Genomic DNA, 20,303 nt, shown 5'->3' on the forward strand with positions numbered 1-20,303 from the left:
GTGGACGCCGACCCCGGAGGGCACAGACGTTGGACCGCACACGAGTGTTCCTGGCCTGGTCCCAGGAGGTTCAAGAGGACGAGGCGCTGCGGAAGGCCCTCGACATCGTCAAGCGGCAGCTCGGCGAGCGCGACTGCGCGGTCTACGACTGGAGCGAGCAGCAGCACATCCGCAACATCGGGCAGGAGATCGAGGAGCAGATCCAGGCCTGCGACCTGATGATCCTGGAGGGCACGTCCGGACGGCCCAACCTGGCGTTCGAGGTCGGCTTCGCCCGCTGCGCCGACATCCCGGTGATCGTGCTGAAGCAGGAGGACTCGGTCGACCTGCCGGAGGACTTCGGCGCCCCGAAGTACCTGCGGTACCCGGCCGACGCGAGCTGGGAGCCCAACTTCAAGCGGTTCGAGGCCGACCTGCGCCGCCTGCTGGACGGCCTGCAGAGCGGCGTCCTCAGCCCGGGCCACCGGGAGCTGCGCCGCGCCCGCGGGGAGTTCCAGCGCGGCGTCCAGCAGATCCTCGACGCCCACTCCGGCGACCACGCGCACCTGTACCTGATGGACGGGCTCGTCCGGGCGCTGTCCGGAGCGGTGCGGGAGGGCGGGCAGTCCGTCATCACCGCGCACTCCGAGTACTACGTGCGCATGTTCAACGCGCTGCAGAAGAACAAGGACATCAGGGTCAAGGCGATCGCGGACCTGACCGAGGACGTCGAGCCGTTCTGGAAGTCGAACAAGCCCGACCTGACCACGCCGGTCGGCGAGCGGATCTTCCTCATCGACTGGCGCCTGTTCTTCGAGGGCGAGGCGGAGCTGTCGCGCTACATCGACACCTGGCGCAAGGAGCTGCAGCGCTACAAGGACTACAAGATCTACGTGGCGACCAAGGACGACATCGACCGGCGCGCCAGGCATCCGTTCAGCAGCGAGTCGATCGGCCTGAACCTGCTGCTCGTCGAGGACGACGCGACCTTCGGCGGGTACCGCCGCAGCCGCAACTCCCCCGGCCACCAGCTGTTCGTGATGGAGCACGACGAGCACCGCTGCGAGAACGCGAAGGTGTTCTACAACGCGGTGCTTGAGGGCGCGGTCGAGTTCGGGCCGACCGACGACTTCGTCAGCCTCAAGCGGGCCTGGCTGACCAAGCACCGGATCGGCCACTGGGACGCGGCCTGGACGCAGCAGACCGAGCGCCGCCCGCCCGTCTACTTCGACCGGTACGACCAGCACGCCCGCTGCTGGATCCCGTCCTACAACGAGATGATCTCCGAGTGCGCGGCGGCGGTCGCGCGGGAGGTGCTGCACATCCGGCAGGGCACCGGCAAGCCGGTGAACCTGCTGGAGATCGGGCACGGCACCGGCAGCCTGACCGCCCGCATCCTGCCGTGGATCAAGCACCTGCGGGCGCCGTCGGAGGCGCTCGGCGACCTGCCGCCGGTCGGGCACTACTACGCCGTCGACCGGGCCGAGCAGATGCACGACCTGGCGCGCGAGTACCTGGGCGACGACGTCAACGCGCGCGTCTACCTGCTCCGGCAGATCGCGTGGCAGGGGCTGCGCGACGACCTGCAGTACGACGTGATCTTCGGTTCGCTGGTGGCGCACTTCATGCTCGACCACGACGCGGGGCGCGCGAGCGCCGACTCGTTCTTCGCCGAGTGCGTGAAGCGGCTGCGTCCGGGCGGCAGCCTGGTCTTCTCCGACGCGTTCGGGGTGGACGAGGACACGGGCGTCGACGCCGCCGGGGCGGTCAGGCTGTGGCGCGACTCGATGGTCGCGAGCGGGCTCTCGGAGGAGTACGCCGACGGCTTCATCACCGGCAACCCGGACATGTGCGACGCGTTCAGCTTCGCGGAGCTGAAGGAGGCGGCGGAGGGGTGCGGGCTCGTCGCGGTGGGCGCGCACTCGATCGGGATGGTGCCGCTGTTCAAGGTGCTCGTGTTCCGCCGTCCCGCTCAGGACGCGGCACCCGCGACCTAGCCTGCCGCGCCCGCTGCGTAGCCGACGGCGAGGGCTCGTGCGACGGCGCGGACGGCGTCGTCCGGCGGCAGGAAGGTCGGGCGGTGCAGCGGGACGGGCTCGAACCCCGGCGCGCCGCGCAGCCCCACGAAGATCATGAGGGCCGGGCACACGGCCCGGTAATGCGCGAAGTCGTCGCCGCCGCACGACTTCCAGGGCGGCGCGAGCCCGAAGCCCGCCCGTTCCGCGAGCGCGCGGGCGGTGCGGGCGAGCCGCTCGTCGTTCACCAGCGCGGGCTCGCTCTTGGGGAAGTCCAGCGTCGCGGTGCAGCCGTGGGCGGCGGCGATGTGCTCGGCCATCCCGGTCACGGCGCGGCGGAGGCGGTCCTGGTCGCCCTCGTCGAGGGCGCGGATCGTGGCCATCGCCTCGGCCCGTCCGGGGATGACGTTCTCCGCCGAGCCCGCCCGGACGCTCCCGACCGTCAGCGTCGCGCCCCGCACCGGGTCGACGCGGCGTCCGACGAGCCCGTGCAGGGCGACCACCAGGTGCGCCAGCGGCAGCACGGGATCGGCGGCCAGGTGCGGGTAGGCGGCGTGCCCGCCCGCCCCTTCGAGGACGATGTGCACCGCCGTGGCGGCGGCGTTGACGGCGCCGGGCTCGATCCCGAGGCCGTCCCAGGGCAGGTCGGGATGGACGTGCGCGGCGACCGCGGCCCGCACGCCCGCGCCGAGGGCCGGGTCGCCGACCAGGGCCAGCGCGCCGGACGGGGACCGCTCCTCGCTCGGCTGGAACACCGCGACCAGCCGGGCCGGGAGGGCGTCCCGGACGCGGTGCGCGGCGCGGACGAGCGCGGTCAGGGCGGCGAGGTGCACGTCGTGGCCGCAGGCGTGCATGTGGCCGTTGGAGGCGGCGTGCGGCGAGCCGGTCAGCTCCTCGATGGCGAGGCCGTCGAGTTCGGCGCGGACCCATACGGCGTCCCGTTCGGCGGGGCCTAGGGAGACGAGGCGGCCGGTGCCGGCGAACGGCGTCCCCGGGAGCGGGAGGCCGTCCTCGACCAGCGCGATCGTGGCGTGTTCCTCGGCGCCCAGCTCGGGGACGGCGTGCAGGCGGTGCCGCAGCTCCACCGCGGCGGGGATCTCGTCGTCCAGGAGGTCCAGCAGTTTCGGCAGCACCCCGGTCCGGTCCAGACCGGCCGGGGAGACGCCGTCAGAGATCATGCGGACCGCCCGTCTCGAAGTCCCACGATCAGGATGACACCGCCGCCGGGCCCCACCAACCCCCGCTTTCCGGCCGTCTCCGGCCCGTCCGGCGGGCAGGCCGCGATGCGGGAGAATCGGGGCATGCGGTTCGGCGTGTTGGGCCCGGTAGAGGCTCGTTCCGGCGGGGCTGCCGTGCCGGTGGGCGGGCCCACGGTGCGGGCTCTGCTGGCGATGCTGCTGCTGGACGCGGGGCGGGTCGTCCCGTCCGGGCGGCTCATCGACGGCCTGTACGGGGAGGAGCCGCCGAGCGGTGCGGCCAACGCGCTGCAGTCGCAGGTGTCGCGGCTCCGGCGCGGGCTGGGGGACGCGGGCCTGATCGAGAACCTTCCGGCCGGGTACCGGATCGCGGTCGCGGCCGACGACGTCGACGTCCACCGGTTCGAGCGGCTGGCGCGCGACGGGCGGCAGGCGATGGCGGACGGGCGGCACCGCTCGGCTGCCGGGGCCTTCGAGGAGGCGCTCGGGCTCTGGCGCGGGCCGGCGCTGGCCGACGTGAGCGCCCCGTTCGCGGAGGCGCAGGCGGCGCGGCTGGAGGAGGAGCGGGCGGCGGTCGTCGAGGATCTCGCGGCGGCCCGGCTCGCGGTCGGCGACGCCGGGACGGTGGTCGCGGAGCTGCGCGACCTGGTGGACGCGCAGCCGCTGCGGGAGCGGGCGCGGGCGCTGCTGATGCGGGCGCTGCACGGGGCCGGGCGGCAGGCCGAGGCCCTCGCGGTGTTCGAGGACGGGCGGCGGGTCCTGGCCGAGGAGCTGGGCGCCGACCCGTCGCGGCAGCTCTCGGACGTGCACCTGGCGATCCTGCGCGGCGAGATGAGCGGGGAGACGGGCGGCGGCGAGGCCGTCCGGGCGAACCTTCCGGCGCAGCTCACCAGCTTCGTCGGACGCGAGGAGGAGCTCCGCCGGGTCGGCAAGATGCTCACGGACGGACGGCTCGTCACGCTGCTCGGCCCCGGCGGGGCAGGCAAGACGCGGCTGGCGGTGGAGGCGGCGGGACGGGAGGGCGGCGACGTCTGCTTCGTCGACCTGGCGCCGGTCGGCCGCGACGAGGTGGTGAAGGCGCTGCTCGGGGCGCTCGGGCTGCGCGAGGGCGGGATGCGGCCGGTCCCCGGCGAGCACCCGGACGCGCTGGAACGGCTGGTCACGGCCCTGGACGGGCGGCGGATGCTGCTCGTCCTCGACAACTGCGAGCATGTCGTCGTCCCGGTGGCGAACCTCGCGCACCGGCTGCTGACCGCCTGCCCCGACCTGCGGATCCTCGCGACCAGCCGGGAGGCGCTCGGCATCACGGGCGAGGCGCTGCGGCCGCTGCCGCCGCTGGAGCTGCCGCCCGAAGGCGCTGAGGCGGGCGACGTGGCGGCCTATCCGGCGGTGCGGCTGTTCCTCGACCGGGCCGGGGCCGTGCGCCCTGACTTCGCGGTGGACGACGGCAACGTCGCGTCCGTCGTGGGCATATGCAGGGCGCTCGACGGGCTTCCGCTGGCGATCGAGCTGGCGGCGGCGCGGCTGCGGTCGCTGCCGGTCGGCGAGGTCGCGACGCGGCTGGACGACCGGTTCCGGCTGCTGTCGCGCGGCGACCGGAGCGCCCCGCCGAGGCACCGGACGCTGCGCGCCGTCGTCGAGTGGAGCTGGGACCTGCTGGACGAGGCGGAGCAGACGCTCGCGCGGCGCCTCACGGTCTTCGCGGGCGGGTTAACGCTGGAGGCGGCGGTGGGCGTCTGCGATCTGGACGACGCGGACGAGCTCGTCGCCGAGCTGGCCGACAAGTCGCTCGTGCAGAGCGACGGCGCCAGGTACCGGATGCTCGACACCGTCCGGGCGTTCTGCGCGGAGCGGCTCGCCGAGGCGGGCGAGACGGAGCGGTTCGAGCGGGCGCACGCGGCGTACTTCCTCGCGCTCGCCCAGCGCGCCGATCCCCAGCTGCGGGGGTTCGAGCAGCTCGAGTGGCTCGCGATCCTCGCCGCCGACCACGGGAACCTGCACGCGGCGCTGCGGCGGTCCGTCCGGCTGGACCGGGCGGTCGCGCTGAGGCTGACGGCGTCGCTGTCGTGGTACTGGTGGCTGCGCGGACGCGTCGAGGGCTCGCCGCTGGCGTCGGAGCTGCTGGCGGCGGTCGGCGACGACGTGCCGGACGGCCTCGACGAGGAGTACGTCCTCTGCGTCACCACGGCGGTGGCGGGCGGCAGCACGGGCGAGCACGCGGTGGCGTGGCTCGACCGGGCCGACGCGCTCCTGCGCCGCATCCAGCGCCCGCTGGCCTATCCGGTGGCGATCGTCCTGTGGGCCCTGACGGCGGGCCCCGACCGCACCGACTACGAGGTCTTCGCCATACAGGTCGGGGACGACCCGTGGTCGCGGGCGCTGCTGCGGATGAGCGACGTGTTCCTCGCCCAGGCCCAGGGCGACGTCGCGGAGATGGAGCGGGCGGGCGCGGAGGCCCTGCGCGGGTTCCGGGCGTGCGGCGACCGCTGGGGCACGGCCAACTCGCTGGACCCGCTCGCCCAGGCGGCCGGGCGGCGCGGCGACCGGCGGCGCGCCCTCGCGCTGCTGAACGAGGCGCTGGAGCTCATGGCGCAGCTCGGCGCGCTGGAGGACACCGCCGACCTGCTCTACCAGCGCGGCTTCGTGCACATCCTCGGCGGCGACCTGGACGCGGCGCGGGCCGAGTTCGAGCGCGGCGTCGGGATGGCCCACCGGGCCGGCACCCCCGACAAGATCGCCGGCGGCTACCAGGGGCTCGGCGAGGTGGCGCGGCTGTGCGGGGACGTCGCCGGGGCGCGGCGGCTGTACGAGACCGCGCTGACCGGCTACACCTCCGAGCGGTTCATCGCCGCCGCCGTCCGGGGCTCGGCGCTGGTCGGGCTGGGCTGGCTGGCGCTGGCCGAGGGCGGCCCCGCGCGGGGGCGGGAGCTGTTCTTCGAGGCGCTCGACATGTCGATCGACCATCCGATCTTCATGTACCAGTCGCTCGCGGGCGTCGGGCTGGCGGGCGCGGCGGTCGCGGAGGGCGACGGCGGCCGGGCGGCGGCGCTGCTCGGCGCGGCGGCGGCGCTCCAGGGCGTCCAGGTCGCCGGTGACCCGGACACGGAGCGGGTCTCGGCCGGGGCCCGCGAGCTGATCGGCGACGCCGCGTACGAGGCGGCGTTCGCCGAGGGCGCGGCGCTGTCGCGGGAGGAGGCGCGCGCTCTGCTCGCCACCCGCTGACGGCTCTGCTCGCCACCCGCTGACGGCTCTGCACGGCGCCGGGGCGGCGCGGTCAGCGGACGGTGCGGGGACGGTCAGCGCCCGCGGCGAACGTTGCGGGCATGAACCCCTCAGCCCGCAAGTGGGGCACGCTCGCGATCTGCCTCCTGGTCGCGCTCGTGCCGAACATCGACCTCACCGCGCTCAACCAGGCCGTCCCGCATCTGAGCGCCGACCTGCACCCCTCGTCCACGCAGATCCTGTGGATCGCGGACGCCTACGGGTTCGCGCTCGCCGGCCTGCTGATCACCATGGGCGGCGTCGGCGACCGCGTCGGCCACAAGAAGCTGCTGCTGATCGGCACCGCGCTGTTCGCCGCCGCGTCCGCCGTGACCGCGTACGCGCCGAGCGCGGAGCTGCTGATCGCGGCCCGCGCCGTGCTGGGCGTCGCGGGCGCGACGCTGATGCCGTCGTGCCTGTCGCTGATCCGCCGCGCCTTCGCCGAGCCGAAGGAGCGGACGATGGCGGTCGGCGCGTTCATGGGCGTCGCCGGGCTCGCGGTCGGGCTCGGGCCCGTCCTCGGCGGCGCGCTGCTCGACCACTTCTGGTGGGGCTCGGTGTTCCTGATCAACGTGCCGATCATGGCGGCGGCGCTGGTCGCGGGCGCGCTGGTGCTGCCGGAGTCGCGCAACCCGGTGCCCGGACGGCTCGACCTGCTCAGCGTGCCGCTGTCGGTCGCGGGCGTCCTCGGCGTCGTGTACGCGGTCAAGGAGGCGGCGGCGCACGGCCTCGACCAGCGGCGGATCTACCTGTCGGCGGCGGTGGGCGTCCTGGCGCTGGCCCTGTTCCTGATCCGGCAGACCCGGCTGGACGAGCCGCTGATCGACGTCCGGCTGTTCCGCCGCGCCGCGTTCACCGGCTCGGTCGTCACCAACATGTTCGCGATGTTCGCCCTGGTCGCGCAGTCGCTGATCTTCTCGCTGTTCTTCCAGCTGGCGCTCGGCTGGTCGCCGCTGAAGGCGGGCCTGGCCGGGCTGCCCGGCGCGGCCGGCGCGGTGCTCGGCGGCGTGCTGCTGGCCCCGCCGCTGATCGGCGTCCTCGGGCGGGCCCGCGTCGTCACGGCCGGGATGCTGCTCTCCGCGGGCGGTTTCACGATGTACCTGACGATCGGGCTGCACACCTCGTACTGGGCGATGGTCCCCGCGATGCTGCTGTCCGGGATCGGGATGGGCATGGGCCTCACGGTCACCGGCGACACCGTGCTCGCGTCCGTCCCGAAGGAGCGGTCCGGGGCGGCGTCGGCGATCTCGGAGACCGCGACCGAGCTGGGCGGCGCGCTCGGCATGGCGGTCCTCGGCAGCGTCCTGAACGCGGTGTACCGGAACGTGCTGGACCTGCCGGCGGGCGTGCCCGCGCCCGCCGCGTCCGCGGCCGGCGACTCGCTCGGCGCGGCCCTGCAGACCGCCGCCCAGCTCCCCGGCGCGCTCGCCGCCCAGGTCGGCGCGGCCGCGCGGGACGCGTTCGTGGACGGCATGCACGCCGCCCTCGTGTGCAGCGCCGCCTGCGCCGCCCTGGTGGCGGTCTTCGCGCTCGTCACGCTCCGCAACGTCCCGAAGGTGATCCCGGACGCCGAGGAGCCCGGCGTGGAAAAAGTGATATCACTTTGATAGGTTGGTGATAACAATGGGAATTAAGGGGGACGGGGATGGCAGACGCGACGGCCAAGGTCGAGATGCCGCGTCCGAAGATCGTGGAGCGGGCGGCGGCGGACCGCGGCGGGTGGGCGATGCTCGGCCTCGCCCTGGCGCTGATCCTGCTCGCCGCCGCGGCGGTGCTGGCGGGCGTGGCCATGGGCGGGGGCGCCGCGCTCGCTGCGGGCATCGTCGCGGGGTCGCTGCTCGGGCTGGCCGGGATGGTCGTCGCGGCCGGGCTGACCCCGGTCGCGCCGAACGAGGCGCGGGTGCTGCAGCTGCTCGGACGCTACTACGGGACGGTCCGCACCGACGGGCTCCGCTGGGTCAACCCGCTGACGGAGCGGAGACGGGTGTCCACGCGGATCCGCAACCACGAGACCGGCCACGCCAAGGTCAACGACCTCGACGGCAACCCGATCGAGATCTCGGCCGTCGTCGTGTGGCAGGTCGCCGACACCGCGCGGGCCGTGTTCGAGGTCGACGACTTCGTGGAGTTCGTGGCGTTCCAGACGGAGGCGGCCGTCCGGCACATCGCGGGCAGCTTCCCCTACGACGCCCACGACCGGACCTCGCTGCGCGACAACGCCGACGAGATCACCGCGCGGTTGTCGGACGAGCTGTCGCTGCGCGTCGCGTCCGCGGGCGTCGACATCATCGAGTCGCGGATCACCCGGCTGGCCTACGCGCCGGAGATCGCGCAGGCCATGCTGCGCCGCCAGCAGGCGGGCGCGGTCGTGGCGGCGCGGCAGCGGATCGTCGAGGGCGCGGTCGGCATGGTGCAGCTCGCTTTGGAGCGGCTGGACGAGGAGAACGTCGTCGCCCTGGACGAGGAGCGCAAGGCGGCGATGGTCAGCAACCTTCTGGTCGTGCTCTGCGCCGACCGCGACGCGCAGCCGGTGGTCAACACCGGCAGCCTCTACCAGTGACCCCCTGCCCAGTGGCTGAGCGGAAGAAGATCCTGCTGCGGCTCGACCCCGCGGTGCACGACGCGCTCACGCGTTGGGCCGGGGACGAGCTGCGCAGCACCAACGCGCAGATCGAGTTCCTGCTGCGGCGGGCGCTCGCCGACGCGGGCCGGATGCCCGGCGCGGCGGGACGGATGCGCGGGCGGGGCCGTCCCCCCAAGGAGGCGCCCGGACAGGACGACGAGCACGACCCGCCGGGCCCGGCGCGCGCAGGCGGGAGCGAGGACTAGCAATGGTCGAGATACCGGAATCGCTGCCGGCGCGGATGTACCTGCTGGCGTACGACACCACCAAGCACAAGATGACCAAGCACGGCGCGCGGCTCGGCTACGTGCTCCGCGCCGCCGCGCTCACCGAGCTCTACCTCGACGGCAGGCTCGGCGAGGACCGGCGCAGGCCCGTCCCCGGGACGCCCGGCGACGACCCGTACGGGGTGCTGGCGCAGATCACGGCGTCGCGGCCCCGGTCGTGGCAGCACTGGGTGCGCAAGGACAGCAAGGCGATCGTGGCGGCGGTCAGGGACGAGCTCGTCCGCGACGGCTGGATCCGGGTGCGGACGCGCAAGGCCCTGGGCCTGTTCCCGTACCAGGAGGTCACGGTCAAGGACCCGCGGGTCGTGAAGGCGCTGTGGGGCGGGGCGTCGTCCGCGCTGCGGGGACGCCCGGTCGCGCACGTGAACAGCTACGACGCGGCGGCGGTCGCGCTGGCGGCGGCGGGCGAGCTGAAGACCGTCCTGCCGGGCCCGGACCGGCGGCGGCACAAGCGGCGGATCGAGGAGCTGACCGCGCGGACGGGGCCCGCCGCGCCCGCGGTCCGCCGGGTGATCCGCCAGCAGCAGGCCGCCGAGAGCGCCGGCTGAGCACCGGCGCGCGCCGCGGCCGCTGAGCACCGGCCCCAGGCCCGGCCTGGGGCCGCAAGTGCGGCGCCCTACAAGCCCGGCCGGGTCGAACTTGTACCGCACCCCAGCGGCGGCCGGGATCGCGCGGACCATAGCCTCGACGCATATGGAGCCCGATCGCCTGATTTATCCCCTGCTGAAGCACGTCCTCATGGGACCCGCGATGCGCGTCGCCTTCCTGCCCCGGGTGAGCGGCCTCGCGCACGTCCCGCGGATCGGGCCGGTGATCCTGGCGGCGAACCATCTGGCGTTCCTGGACTCGTTCGTCCTGCCGCTGATGGTCCCGCGGCGCGTCCACTTCCTCGGCAAGCACGAGTACCTCATCGGGACGGGCGTGAAGGGCCGGACCGTCGCGACCCTCTTCCGCGGCCTCGGCATGATCGCGGTCGACCGGTCCGGTGGGCGGTCGGCGGCCGCCGCGATCGACACGTCGGCGGCGGTGCTGGAGAGCGGCGGCGTGTTCGCGATCCACCCGGAGGGCACCCGGTCGCCGGACGGGCGGCTGTACCGGGGCCGGACGGGCGTCGCGCGGCTGGCCATGCGGACCGGCGCGCCCGTGGTGCCGGTGGCGATCGAGGGCACCGGCCGGCTGCAGCCGCCGGGGCGGGCCGTCCCCAGGCCGGGCCGGATCGGGCTGCGCATCGGCGCGCCGATGGCCTTCGCCGGGCGGGACGACGGCGTCCCGCGCGGGAAGGCGGCGCGGCAGGTCACCGACGAGATCATGGAGGCGATCCAGCGGCTGTCCGGCCAGGAGTACGTGGACGACTACGCGCCCCGCCCGTCCGACCGCTGAGGCGCCCGTCCCGGCGTCCGGGGCCGTCCGATGTTTGAGGGTGCCCGGAAGGGCACGAACATCAGTGACGGAAACGGACGGAGAGGACGTGGAGATCAGCCTCGACCTCCTGCTCCCCCGGGAGGCGGCGAGCGTCCCGGCGACGCGGAGGCTGCTGGACGCGGCGCTGACCGCCCTCGGGGTGGATGCCGAGATCCGAGACGACATCGAGGTGATGCTCACCGAGGCGTGCACGAACGTGATCCGGCACGCCGAGGACGGCGCCGGCTACACGGTGCGGGCCACGATCCACGACCGCCACTGCGTGATCAAGGTGATCGACGCGGGGCACGGGTTCGACCCCGGGGACGTCCCGGACCCCGGTCCGGGCGCGGAGCGGGGCCGCGGGCTACTGATCATGAGGACGCTCGCGGACGACGTCCGCTTCCGCACGCTCCCCCAGAACGGCGCGCTCGTCGCGCTGGAGAAGCGCCTGCATTACGGGGAGGACAGCTTCGGGGTGCTGCTCACCCCGGAGAGTAATGTTCCGTTCATGACCGAAGGCGACCCGGAGATGGAGGAGTTCGCGACCCGGCTGTTCGAGATGGCGCGCGCCGGCCGGACGGCGGAGCTCGCCGAGTACGTCGACGCCGGGGTGCCGGTCAACCTCTCGAACGACAAGGGCGACACGCTGCTGATGCTCGCCGCGTACCACGGCCGCGCCGAGACGGTCCGGGCGCTGGCGGCGCGCGGCGCCGACCCGGAGCGCGCCAACGACCGGGGCCAGCGGCCGCTCGCCGGCGCGGTGTTCAAGAAGGAGCCGGACGTGGTGCGGGCCCTCCTCGACGCGGGCGCCGACCCGCGGGCGGGGTCGCCGTCCGCCGTCGACACGGCGAAGATGTTCAGCGCCGCCGAGTTCCTCGCCTGGTTCGACGAGCCGTCTCCCCCGCCCGGCTGACGGGTCAGAGGGGAAGGCCGTCCTTCTGGGAGAGTCCGCCCTGGCGTGGCGCCGGAGGCGCGTCGCCGCCGGCGGTCGCGTCGCTGAGGACCACACGGTGGTGCCAGTACGGCGGCGCGACGCCCTCCTCGCGGAGCGCCCGGTGCAGGCGCTTCAGGAACTCGTGCTTGATGAGGAACTGGTCGCCGAACTCCGTCGACCGCAGGATGGCGTGGAAGCCGACCGTCGCGTCGTTGAAGTCGTCGAACCGGACCAGGACGCTCGTGTCCTCGACGCCGCCCTGCACGTCCTTCATCACGTCCTCGCCGACCCGGGTGATGAGGCGCTCCACCCGGTCCAGGTCGACCTCGTAGGCCACCTTCGCGTAGACCATGATCGACATGTCCTGCGCGGGACGGTGGTAGTTGGTGAGGATCGTGTCGGAGAACCGCTGGTTCGGGATGACCTCGATGTTGTCCGACAGCGTCCGGATGGAGGTGTTGCGCCAGTTGATGTCGACGACGTACCCCTCCTGTCCGGTGGACAGCTTGATGTAGTCGCCGGGCTCGATCGTCTTGGACGCCAGGACGTGCACGCCCGCGAACAGGTTCGCCAGCGTGTCCTGCAGGGCAAGCGCGACCGCGAGTCCGCCGACGCCCAGCGCGCCGAGCAGCGGCGAGATCGAGACCCCGAGGCTCTGCAGCATCACCAGCAGGCCGACGCCGATCACGACCACCTTGGCGATGTTGGCGAAGATCGTCACGTTGGCGGCGACGCCCTGCTTGGCCAGCGCGTATGAGCCCACCGAGCTCGCGATCAGCCGGGCCAGCGCCACCGACACCACGAAGATCGTCACGGCGAGGAGCACCTTGGCGGTCACGTCCAGCGTGCCGCGCGGCAGCTCCAGCACCTTCGCCGCGAACCACAGGCCGAGGATCACCGACACGGGCACGGCCAGGTCCTTGATCAGCCGGGCGGCCATGTCGTCCCAGGCCCACCGGGTGTCGCCCGCCCGCTTGAACAGCCGCCCGGTCAGCAACCGCAGGATGACCGCGATCGCCAGGGCGCCCGCCAGCACGATCGCGGCGACGATGATCCGCTCCCAGCTCAGGTCGTCCATGACGCGTGCATCTCTCCCTCTGCCAGGACCGCCCGCAGGCCGCCCGTGACGTCCGTTTTGCGATGTTGTGCGTCCCCGATCGTAGTGAAGGCCCGGAGCGTGCGAGGCACATCACGGACTCCGGGGACAGGGATCTACCCCCGGGGCGATTACGATCGACCAGGTGGTAGGCGTGGGAATGATGCGCCGGCTCGGGGTCACGGCGCTGGGACTGCGGAACGGCCCCCACCGCGTCACGGTCGAGCGCGACCTGGAGGTCCCGGCCGCGGACGGCGTCACGCTGCTGGCCGACCATTACGCGCCCGCCGGCGTCGAACGGGCGCCGACGGTGCTCGTCCGGTCCCCGTACGGGCGGCGCGGGCCGTTCGGGCTGATGTGCGGGCAGGGGTTCGCGTCGCACGGGTTCCAGGTCGTGGTGCAGAGCGTCCGCGGCGGCTTCGGGTCCGGCGGGGTGTTCGAGGCGCTGGACGAGCGGGAGGACGGCCTCGCCACCGTCGAGTGGCTGACCTCACAGCCCTGGTTCGGCGGGACGTTCGCCATGCACGGCCCGAGCTACCTCGGCTACGTCCAGTGGGCCGTGGCCGCCGACGCCGGGCCCGCGCTGAAGGCGCTGTCGATGCAGGTCACGGCGTCCACGTTCCGGGACGCGGTGAACGTCGGCGGGACGTTCGCGCTGGAGTCGGCGCTCATCTGGGTGGACATGACCGCGCGGATGAAGAGCTCCCTGTCCGGCATCACCACCGCGGTCCTGTCGCCGCGCCGCGCCCGCCGGGCCACGCTGTCCGGACGCCCCCTCGCCGAGCTCGACCGGCTCGCGACCGGCGGGCAGCAGCGCTTCTTCCAGGACCTCCTCGTCAACGGCCCCGACACCCCGTTCTGGGACAGGCGCGACTTCTCCCCGACCGTGTCGCAGGTCACGGCGCCGGTGAACATGACGGGCGGCTGGTACGACATCTTCCTGCCCTGGCAGATCAAGGACTACGCCGCCCTCCGCGCCGCCGGGCGCCGCCCGTACCTGACGATCGGCCCGTGGTTCCACGCCGACCAGCGGATGATGCGCGGCTCGATCGGCGAGTCGATCGCCTGGTTCCGCGCCCACCTGCTGGACGACCCGTCAGCGCTGCGCGAGCAGCCCGTCCGGCTGTACGTCACGGGCGCGGACGAGTGGCGCGAGTTCCCCGACTGGCCCGTCCCCGGGATGCGGGAGGAGCGCTGGCACCTGCAGCCCGGCGGCGCCCTCTCCCCGGACGAGCCGCCCGAGTCGGAGCCCGACGCCTACCGCTACGACCCGAACCACCCGACGCCGTTCCTCGGCGGCCCGACGCTGCTCGGCGAGACCCGCCCGTCCACCGACCAGAGGCGGCTGGAACGGCGGCGGGACGTCCTCGTCTACACCTCCGACGTCCTGGACGACGACCTGGAGATCATCGGCCCGGTCACCGCCGACCTGCACGTCCGGTCGAACCGCGAGCACACCGACTTCGTCGTCCGGCTCTGCGACGTCACCCCGGACGGCGAGTCGCTGAACCTGTGCGAGGGGATGCGGCGGCTCGTCCCCGGCACCCCAGAGCCCGGCGAGGACGGCGTCCAGCACGTCGCCGTCGAGCTGTGGCCGGCCGGTCACCGGTTCCGCCGCGGCCACCGGATCCGCGTCCAGGTCGCCAGTGGCGCCTACCCCCGCGTCGCCCGCAACCCCGGCACCGGCGCCCCCATCGGCACCGCGACGGAGATGCTCACCGCCGACCAGGAGATCTTCCACTCCCCCGCCCACCCGTCCACCGTCAACCTCCCGGTCGTCGGGCGTCAGGACGCTCGCTGACGCAGGGCCTCCAGGGCCTTGTCGGCGTGGGCGTTCATGCGGATCTCGCTCTTCACCACGGCGAGGACGCGGCGGTCGGCGCCGATGACGAAGGTCTGCCGCTTGGTCGGCATGAGGGCGATGCCGCGCTTGACGCCGAAGCGGGCGCGGACCTCGCCGGACGGGTCGGACAGCAGCGGGTAGCCGAAGGAGTGCTTGTCGGCGAACTCCTTCTGCTTGGCGACCGGGTCGGCGCTGATGCCGACTGGATGGGCGCCGACGGCGGCGAGCTCGGCGACCAGGTCGCGGAAGTGGCATGCCTCGGCGGTGCAGCCGGGGGTCATCGCGGCCGGGTAGAAGAACAGGACGACCGGGCCCTGCTCCAGCAGGCCGGTCAGCGTGCGGGGTGCGCCCGTCTCGTCGGGCAGTTCGAAGTCGTCGACGAAATCACCGGCGTTCATAGGCCCGAACTTAGCCGAGAAGGGCGGTGATGTCCGTGGACGTCCAGGTTCCGTGGGCGCCGGGACGGGCGGCCAGGTACGCGGCGGCGCGTTCGGCGGACCAGCCGTGCGCCTCGCGCAGGCCGTTGCCGAGCATCGTGAGGTAGGCGGCCGTGGGCGCGTTCGGCGGGTGCGGGTCGGGAGAGGTGAAGGTGAGCATCGGGTGCCCGGCGCGCTCCCCGACCTTGAGGACGGTCTCGTACCGCCCCGGGCCGAGGCGCTGGCGGCCGCGGTCGATCGCCTCGGACAGGTCGTGGTCGGCGCCGGTGTCGCGGCGCATCTCCTGGGACAGGACGTCGCAGAACTGGCGCCGGGTCAGGAGATAGGCCCTCGCGGCGGCGCGTCCGGGGAGGGCGGGGTCGTAGAACGCCATCCCGCCGCCCCAGACCAGCGACGTGTACCCGAAGTAGATCCCGCCGGGCACGGTGATCGACGCCTCGGCGCGGGCGGGCCGGGGGTCGCGGCAGCCGGGGTAGTGGCGGGCGCCGCCGCGCGGACGGCCGCCGGACAGGTAGCAGCGGAACCTCTCCCGGAAGAGGTTCGATCCGTACGCGACGTACCAAAGCGGTTCCTCGTCCATCTCTCCCAGTATCCCTCCTGGTCGGCGGCGGTGCGGCGGGCATGACCGGGCGGGAGATCCGATTCGCGAGGTTTGACGGGAGCTGCGGCCGGATAGGAAACTGGCCAAGCAGGTGTCTACGACGCAGATACCTCCGTGCTTCCCCTGTGTTGTCCCGGAGGATCCGCCATGCACCGCCCGTTGAACATCGCTCTCGTGTCCGCCTCCGACCTTGACGGCGAACACCTGGAGTCAGTCCACGTCCGGGATCTCGCTCGTTCGCTCACCCGTCCGCTCTTCGCCGACGGGAAGCCGAACCAGGTCACGGTCTACACCCGGCGTCAGGACAAGGCCGCCCGCGCCCGGGTCAGGCTCGCGCCGGGCGCCGCGCTCGTCCATCTCGACGCCGGGCCCGCCCGCCCGCTCTCCGACGACGAGCTGCTGAAACACGTCCGCGACTTCGCCGACGGGCTGCGCCGCCGCTGGTCGGGGGCCGGGCGTCCCGACATCGTCCACGCGCACGGCTGGGTCGGCGGGCTCGCCGCCTGCGCCGTCGCCCGCGAGCTCGGCATCCCGTTCGCGCAGAGCTACCACGGCGTGGCCGCCGCGGAGCGCCGCGCCGGGAACCGGGTGCACCCGCACCGCGACCGGCTGGAGAAGGCCATCGCGCGGGACGCCGACGTCGTGCTGGCCGGGCACGCGGAGGAGGCCGGCGCGCTCGTGCGGATGGGCGTGCCGCGGCCGAGCGTCTCCGTCGTCCCCTACGGGGTGGACGGCGACCAGTTCGCGCAGGTCGGCCCGTCGATGCCGCGCGGCGACCGGCGCCGCCTGGTGATGATCTGCGGTGATCTGGAGGCCGGGGACGTCGCGACCGCGCTGCGCGCGCTGGTGCACGTCCCGAACGCCGAGCTCGCCGTCGCGGGCGGCCCGGCGCGCGAGGAGCTGGAGAACGACCCCGCCGTGCACCGGCTGGTGCTGCTCGCCAAGGAGCTGCACGTCAACGACCGGGTGATCTTCCTGGGCCGGCTGCCCCGCAAGGCGCTGCCGAAGCTGCTGCGGACGGCGAGCCTCGCGCTGTGCCTGACCCCGCACCAGCCCTGCCCGGCGGTGCCGCTGGAGGCGATGGCCTGCGGCGTCCCCGTCGTCGCGACCCCGGCGGGCGGGAACGCCGACGAGGTCCTCGACCACATCACCGGCCTGCACGTCCCGGCGGGACGGCCCGTCGTGATCGGCCGCGCCATCCGGCACCTGCTCACCGAGGAGACCACCCTCCACGGCTACTCGATCGCCGCCGCCGACCGCGCCCGCTCCCGGTACTCCCTGGAGCGGATCGCCGCCGAGACGCTCCGCGCGTACCAGCGCGTCCTGCCCGCCGACCCCGAACCGGAGCCGGAGGCGGCGGCCGACGAGGACGAGGCCGAGCACGACACCGGCCGCACCCCCGCCCTGGCCGGCTAGCGACGCCCCGTTCCCGCGGGCCCTGGATCCCTCCCCGGATCCGGGGCCCGTTCACGTCCGACCCGCTCCAGCTCCCGGCCTGGTCACGTCCCGCCAGGTGGGATACTGGCCGGTGACCGGAAGGGGCGTATTCGTGCTGATCGGCAGGGCGGCCGAGTTCGCGGAGCTGAGGGCCGCGCTGGCGCGGGCGGCGGCGGGCGGCGCCGGGGCCGTGCTGGTCAGCGGAGACGCGGGCGTGGGGAAGTCGCATCTGGTGTCCGCGCTGACCCGGGCCGCCCGCGAGGACGGCTTCGCCGTGCTCGTCGGGCAGTGCGCCGAGCTGGGCGAGAGCATGCCGTACCTGCCGCTCGCGGACGCGCTCTGGACGGCCGCGCAGTCCGGCGCCCCGGAGTCGGACGCGGTCCGCGCCGCGCTCGACGCCCGCCCGGTGCTCGGACGCCTGCTGCCCGACAGCGGCGCCGACCCCGGATCGGTGGCGGAGCTCGGCCAGCAGCAGCTGTTCGGGGCGGCGCTCGGGCTGCTCGGCGAGCTGGGGCAGGAGCGGCCCGTCCTGCTCGTCCTGGAGGACCTGCACTGGGCCGACCGGTCCACCCGGCATCTGCTGACGTTCTTCTGCCGCGTCCTGCAGCGCGAGCGGGTGTGCCTCGTCGGCACGTACCGGTCGGACGACCTGCACCGGCGGCATCCGCTGCGGCCGGTGGTGGCGGAGCTGCTGCGGCTGCCGAACGTGACCGGCGTCCCCGTCGCCCCGTTCGGGCCCGGCGAGACCGCGGAGTACCTCGCCGAGCTGTCGCGGGGGGCCGCGCCGGTGACGGCGGAGGCCGTGGAGCGGGTGCACCGCCGGTCGGAAGGGAACCCGTTCTATGCCGCCGAGCTGTACTCCGCCGGGCTCGACGTGCCCGGCGAGCCGGCGGAGCTGCCGTCCGGGCTCGCCGACCTGCTGCTGTCGCGGATGGAGCGGCTCACGGACGCCGGGCAGCGCGTCGTGCGGGTCGCGGCGGTCGCCGGGCGCCGCATCGACGACGAGCTGGCCCGCCGCGTGTCCGGCCTGGACGAGGCGGACGTCGGCGAGGCGCTCCGCGAGGTCGTGTCGCACCAGCTGCTCGTCCCGTCCGGGACCGGGTACACGTTCCGGCACGCGCTGCTCCGCGAGGCCGTCTACGCCGACCTGCTGCCGGGCGAGCGGACCCGGCTGCACGCCGACTTCGCGCGGCTGCTCGCCGATCTCCCCGACGGGACGCGCGGGTCCGCGGCGGAGCTGGCCCACCACAGCCTCGCCGCGCACGACCTGCCCGCCGCGTTCGCCGCGTCCGTCCGGGCGGGCCGGGAGGCGGGGCGGCTCGGCGCGCCCGCCGAGGCGTTCGAGCATTACGAGCGGGCGCTGGAGCTGTGGGACGCCGTCCCGGATCCCGAATCCGCGTCGGGGGTCACCCGGATGCGGCTGTCCCTGACGGCCGCGCGGGAGTCGGCGCGGGCCGGGGAGCCGCGCCGCGCCGTGCACCGGCTCCGCCGCCTGCTGGACGCCGCCGACCCGGCGGACCTGCGGCTCGGCGCCGAGATCCGCGAGCAGCTGGCGACCTATCTGGGCAACATCGACGAGGACGAGGAGTCGCAGGCGACCGCGCGGGAGGCGGTGGCGATGCTGGCGGACGACCCGCAGGCGCCCGAGCGCGCCTGGGCGCTCGCCACCTACGCCCGCTCGCTGCTCTACCGGGACCCGGACGGCGAGATGCCGGAGTTCGCGGAGAAGTCCGTCGCGGAGGCCCGCGCCGCCGGGATCTCCGGCGCCGAGGCGGCGCTGCTGGTCACGCTCGGGCTGTGGCGGGAGTCGCGGGAGGCCGACTCGGGGGTGGCGGAGGTGTTCGCGCGGGCCCGCGACCTGGCGGACGCGGCCGGCGACAGCCCGCAGGCGGCGGTGCGCGCCAGGTACCACCACGCCCGGACGATGTTCGACCGCGGCGACCTCGCGGGCGCGGCGCGGGCCGCCGACGCGGGCGTGCGGTTCGTCCTGGACAAGGGCCTGCGGTGGAGCACGTACGGCATCATCATGCGGTCCCTGCGGTATCTGATCCACTACACGGCCGGGGACTGGGCGGAGGCGAACCGGCTCGCCGACGAGTTCGCGGTGCAGGTCGTCCGGCCGGCGGAGGCGCAGATCTCCGCGTACGCGCTGTTCGTCGAGGTCGCGCAGGGCACGCCGCGCGCGGACGAGCGGCTGCGCTGGATCGAGCCGCAGTGGGGCGAGGACCTCTTCCTCAACTACCTGGCGCGGGGCCTCGCGGCCGAGCACGCCCTGTGGAACGGCGATCCGCACGCGGCGATCGAGCACGTCGGGCACGTCCTCTGCACCGCCTACGGTGAGACGGACGGCGCGATCCGGCTCGCGGCGACGGGACTGTGGGCGCACGCCGAGATCGCGTCCCGCGCCCGCGCCGCCGGCGACGAGGCCGCGGTGCGGGCGGCGGCGGAGGCCGCCGACGAGTTGCTGCGCCGCGCCAAGACGGTCTTCACGGTCAACACCGACGGGCTGCCCCGCGCCTGGCTCGGGCTCGAAGGGCACGCCTGGCTGGCCCGCGCGGAGGCCGAGCGGCGCCGCGTGGACGGCGTCCACGACGCGGGCCTGTGGCGGAAGGCGGCCGACCTGTTCACCTACGGCGACGCGGGCGGCGGGTTCGTCTACGAGGTGGCGCGGTCGCGGTGGCGGCTGGCCGAGGCGCTCGCCGAGAACGGCGACCGGGACGCGGCCGCGGCGGAGTGGCGGTCGGCCGCCGCGACCGCCGCGCGGCTCGGCGCGGAGCCGCTGCTGGCCGCGCTGCGCGACCTCGGAACCCGCGCCCGCCTCGGGCCCGCGGGCGGGGCGCCCACTCCCGGCTCGGCCGGGCGGGGGTCGGCCGGACCGCTCGGGTCGCTGACCGGGCGGGAGCGCGAGGTGCTGAAGCTGGTCGCGGACGGGCTCGGCAACCGGGAGATCGCCGCGAGGCTGTTCATCTCCCCGAAGACGGCGAGCGTCCACGTCTCCAACATCCTCGCCAAGCTGAACGTCGCCAGCCGCACCCAGGCCGCCGCCGTCGCGCACCGCGAAGGGCTCGGCTGACCGCCCTCCTCCCCCGTCCGGGCCGTCCCGGCCGTCCCCTCTCCAGGTGGCGCGCCGGTACGGTGACGCGCGCACACGGCGGGCGGTAGTTCTTCACGGGTCATTCGTTATTTCAGG

Annotated in this window: 15 protein-coding genes; 11 read left to right on the forward strand and 4 right to left on the reverse strand. The window is 74.3% G+C overall.

From position 1 onward, the window contains the following. The first annotated feature begins 29 nt into the window (after positions 1–29). The gene (locus ACH35V_RS31385; protein ID WP_395977907.1) at positions 30–1,976 is read left to right on the forward strand and encodes a methyltransferase; all 1,947 of its coding nucleotides are present in this window, start codon (positions 30–32) and stop codon (positions 1,974–1,976) included. Here the strand turns inward: ACH35V_RS31385 and ACH35V_RS31390 are convergent. Next, complete coding sequence (locus ACH35V_RS31390) at positions 1,973–3,172, reverse strand: M20 family metallopeptidase (RefSeq protein WP_395977909.1); 1,200 nt, start codon at positions 3,170–3,172, stop codon at positions 1,973–1,975. The genes ACH35V_RS31385 and ACH35V_RS31390 overlap by 4 nt on opposite strands. A 33-nt stretch (positions 3,173–3,205) precedes the next feature. Here ACH35V_RS31390 and ACH35V_RS31395 point away from each other — a divergent pair, with 33 nt between their 5' ends. The 7 genes from ACH35V_RS31395 (at position 3,206) to ACH35V_RS31425 (ending at position 11,678) form a co-directional block, all read left to right on the forward strand. Then, a complete protein-coding gene (locus tag ACH35V_RS31395; RefSeq protein ID WP_395977911.1) occupies positions 3,206–6,412 on the forward strand; it encodes a BTAD domain-containing putative transcriptional regulator in 3,207 nt (1,068 codons plus the stop codon). 101 nt (positions 6,413–6,513) lie between these two features. After that, entirely contained in the window at positions 6,514–8,058 is a 1,545-nt protein-coding gene (locus ACH35V_RS31400; protein ID WP_395977913.1) for an MFS transporter, read from the forward strand. Between the two features lie 38 nt (positions 8,059–8,096). Further along, on the forward strand, positions 8,097–9,011 hold the full coding sequence (locus ACH35V_RS31405) for an SPFH domain-containing protein (RefSeq protein ID WP_395977915.1): 915 nt from the start codon (positions 8,097–8,099) through the stop codon (positions 9,009–9,011). 11 nt (positions 9,012–9,022) lie between these two features. Beyond that, a complete protein-coding gene (locus tag ACH35V_RS31410) occupies positions 9,023–9,280 on the forward strand; it encodes a hypothetical protein (RefSeq protein WP_395977917.1) in 258 nt (85 codons plus the stop codon). A gap of 2 nt (positions 9,281–9,282) precedes the next feature. Further along, entirely contained in the window at positions 9,283–9,909 is a 627-nt protein-coding gene (locus ACH35V_RS31415) for a GPP34 family phosphoprotein (protein WP_395977919.1), read from the forward strand. A 145-nt stretch (positions 9,910–10,054) separates the two neighbouring features. Further along, positions 10,055–10,741, forward strand: a complete 687-nt coding sequence (locus ACH35V_RS31420) for a lysophospholipid acyltransferase family protein (protein ID WP_395977921.1) — start codon at positions 10,055–10,057, stop codon at positions 10,739–10,741. An 88-nt stretch (positions 10,742–10,829) separates the two neighbouring features. Continuing rightward, positions 10,830–11,678 (forward strand): ATP-binding protein, encoded by an 849-nt coding sequence (locus ACH35V_RS31425; RefSeq protein ID WP_395977923.1) that lies wholly within the window; start codon positions 10,830–10,832, stop codon positions 11,676–11,678. Positions 11,679–11,682: 4 nt separating this feature from the next. Here the strand turns inward: ACH35V_RS31425 and ACH35V_RS31430 are convergent, their stop codons facing one another. After that, positions 11,683–12,777, reverse strand: a complete 1,095-nt coding sequence (locus tag ACH35V_RS31430; protein ID WP_395977925.1) for a mechanosensitive ion channel family protein — start codon at positions 12,775–12,777, stop codon at positions 11,683–11,685. A 178-nt stretch (positions 12,778–12,955) separates the two neighbouring features. Here ACH35V_RS31430 and ACH35V_RS31435 point away from each other — a divergent pair, with 178 nt between their 5' ends. Then, positions 12,956–14,596, forward strand: coding sequence for a CocE/NonD family hydrolase (locus ACH35V_RS31435; protein ID WP_395978280.1), 1,641 nt, complete (start codon positions 12,956–12,958; stop codon positions 14,594–14,596). Here the strand turns inward: ACH35V_RS31435 and ACH35V_RS31440 are convergent. After that, complete coding sequence (locus ACH35V_RS31440; RefSeq protein WP_395977927.1) at positions 14,581–15,036, reverse strand: peroxiredoxin; 456 nt, start codon at positions 15,034–15,036, stop codon at positions 14,581–14,583. The two genes, ACH35V_RS31435 and ACH35V_RS31440, sit on opposite strands and share 16 nt — an antisense overlap. 10 nt (positions 15,037–15,046) lie before the next feature. Next, positions 15,047–15,655 carry a histone deacetylase gene (locus ACH35V_RS31445; protein WP_395977929.1) on the reverse strand — a complete coding sequence of 203 codons (609 nt, stop codon included), beginning with the start codon at positions 15,653–15,655 and terminating at the stop codon, positions 15,047–15,049. Positions 15,656–15,823: 168 nt separating this feature from the next. Here ACH35V_RS31445 and ACH35V_RS31450 point away from each other — a divergent pair, with 168 nt between their 5' ends. Then, the gene (locus ACH35V_RS31450; RefSeq protein ID WP_395977931.1) at positions 15,824–17,092 is read left to right on the forward strand and encodes a glycosyltransferase; all 1,269 of its coding nucleotides are present in this window, start codon (positions 15,824–15,826) and stop codon (positions 17,090–17,092) included. Positions 17,093–17,189: 97 nt separating this feature from the next. Next, the gene (locus tag ACH35V_RS31455) at positions 17,190–20,186 is read left to right on the forward strand and encodes a BREX system ATP-binding domain-containing protein (protein ID WP_395977933.1); all 2,997 of its coding nucleotides are present in this window, start codon (positions 17,190–17,192) and stop codon (positions 20,184–20,186) included. Positions 20,187–20,303: the final 117 nt, after the last annotated feature.

The sequence above is a fragment of the Actinomadura sp. 1N219 genome (assembly GCF_044326405.1).
Lineage (GTDB): Bacteria > Actinomycetota > Actinomycetes > Streptosporangiales > Streptosporangiaceae > Spirillospora.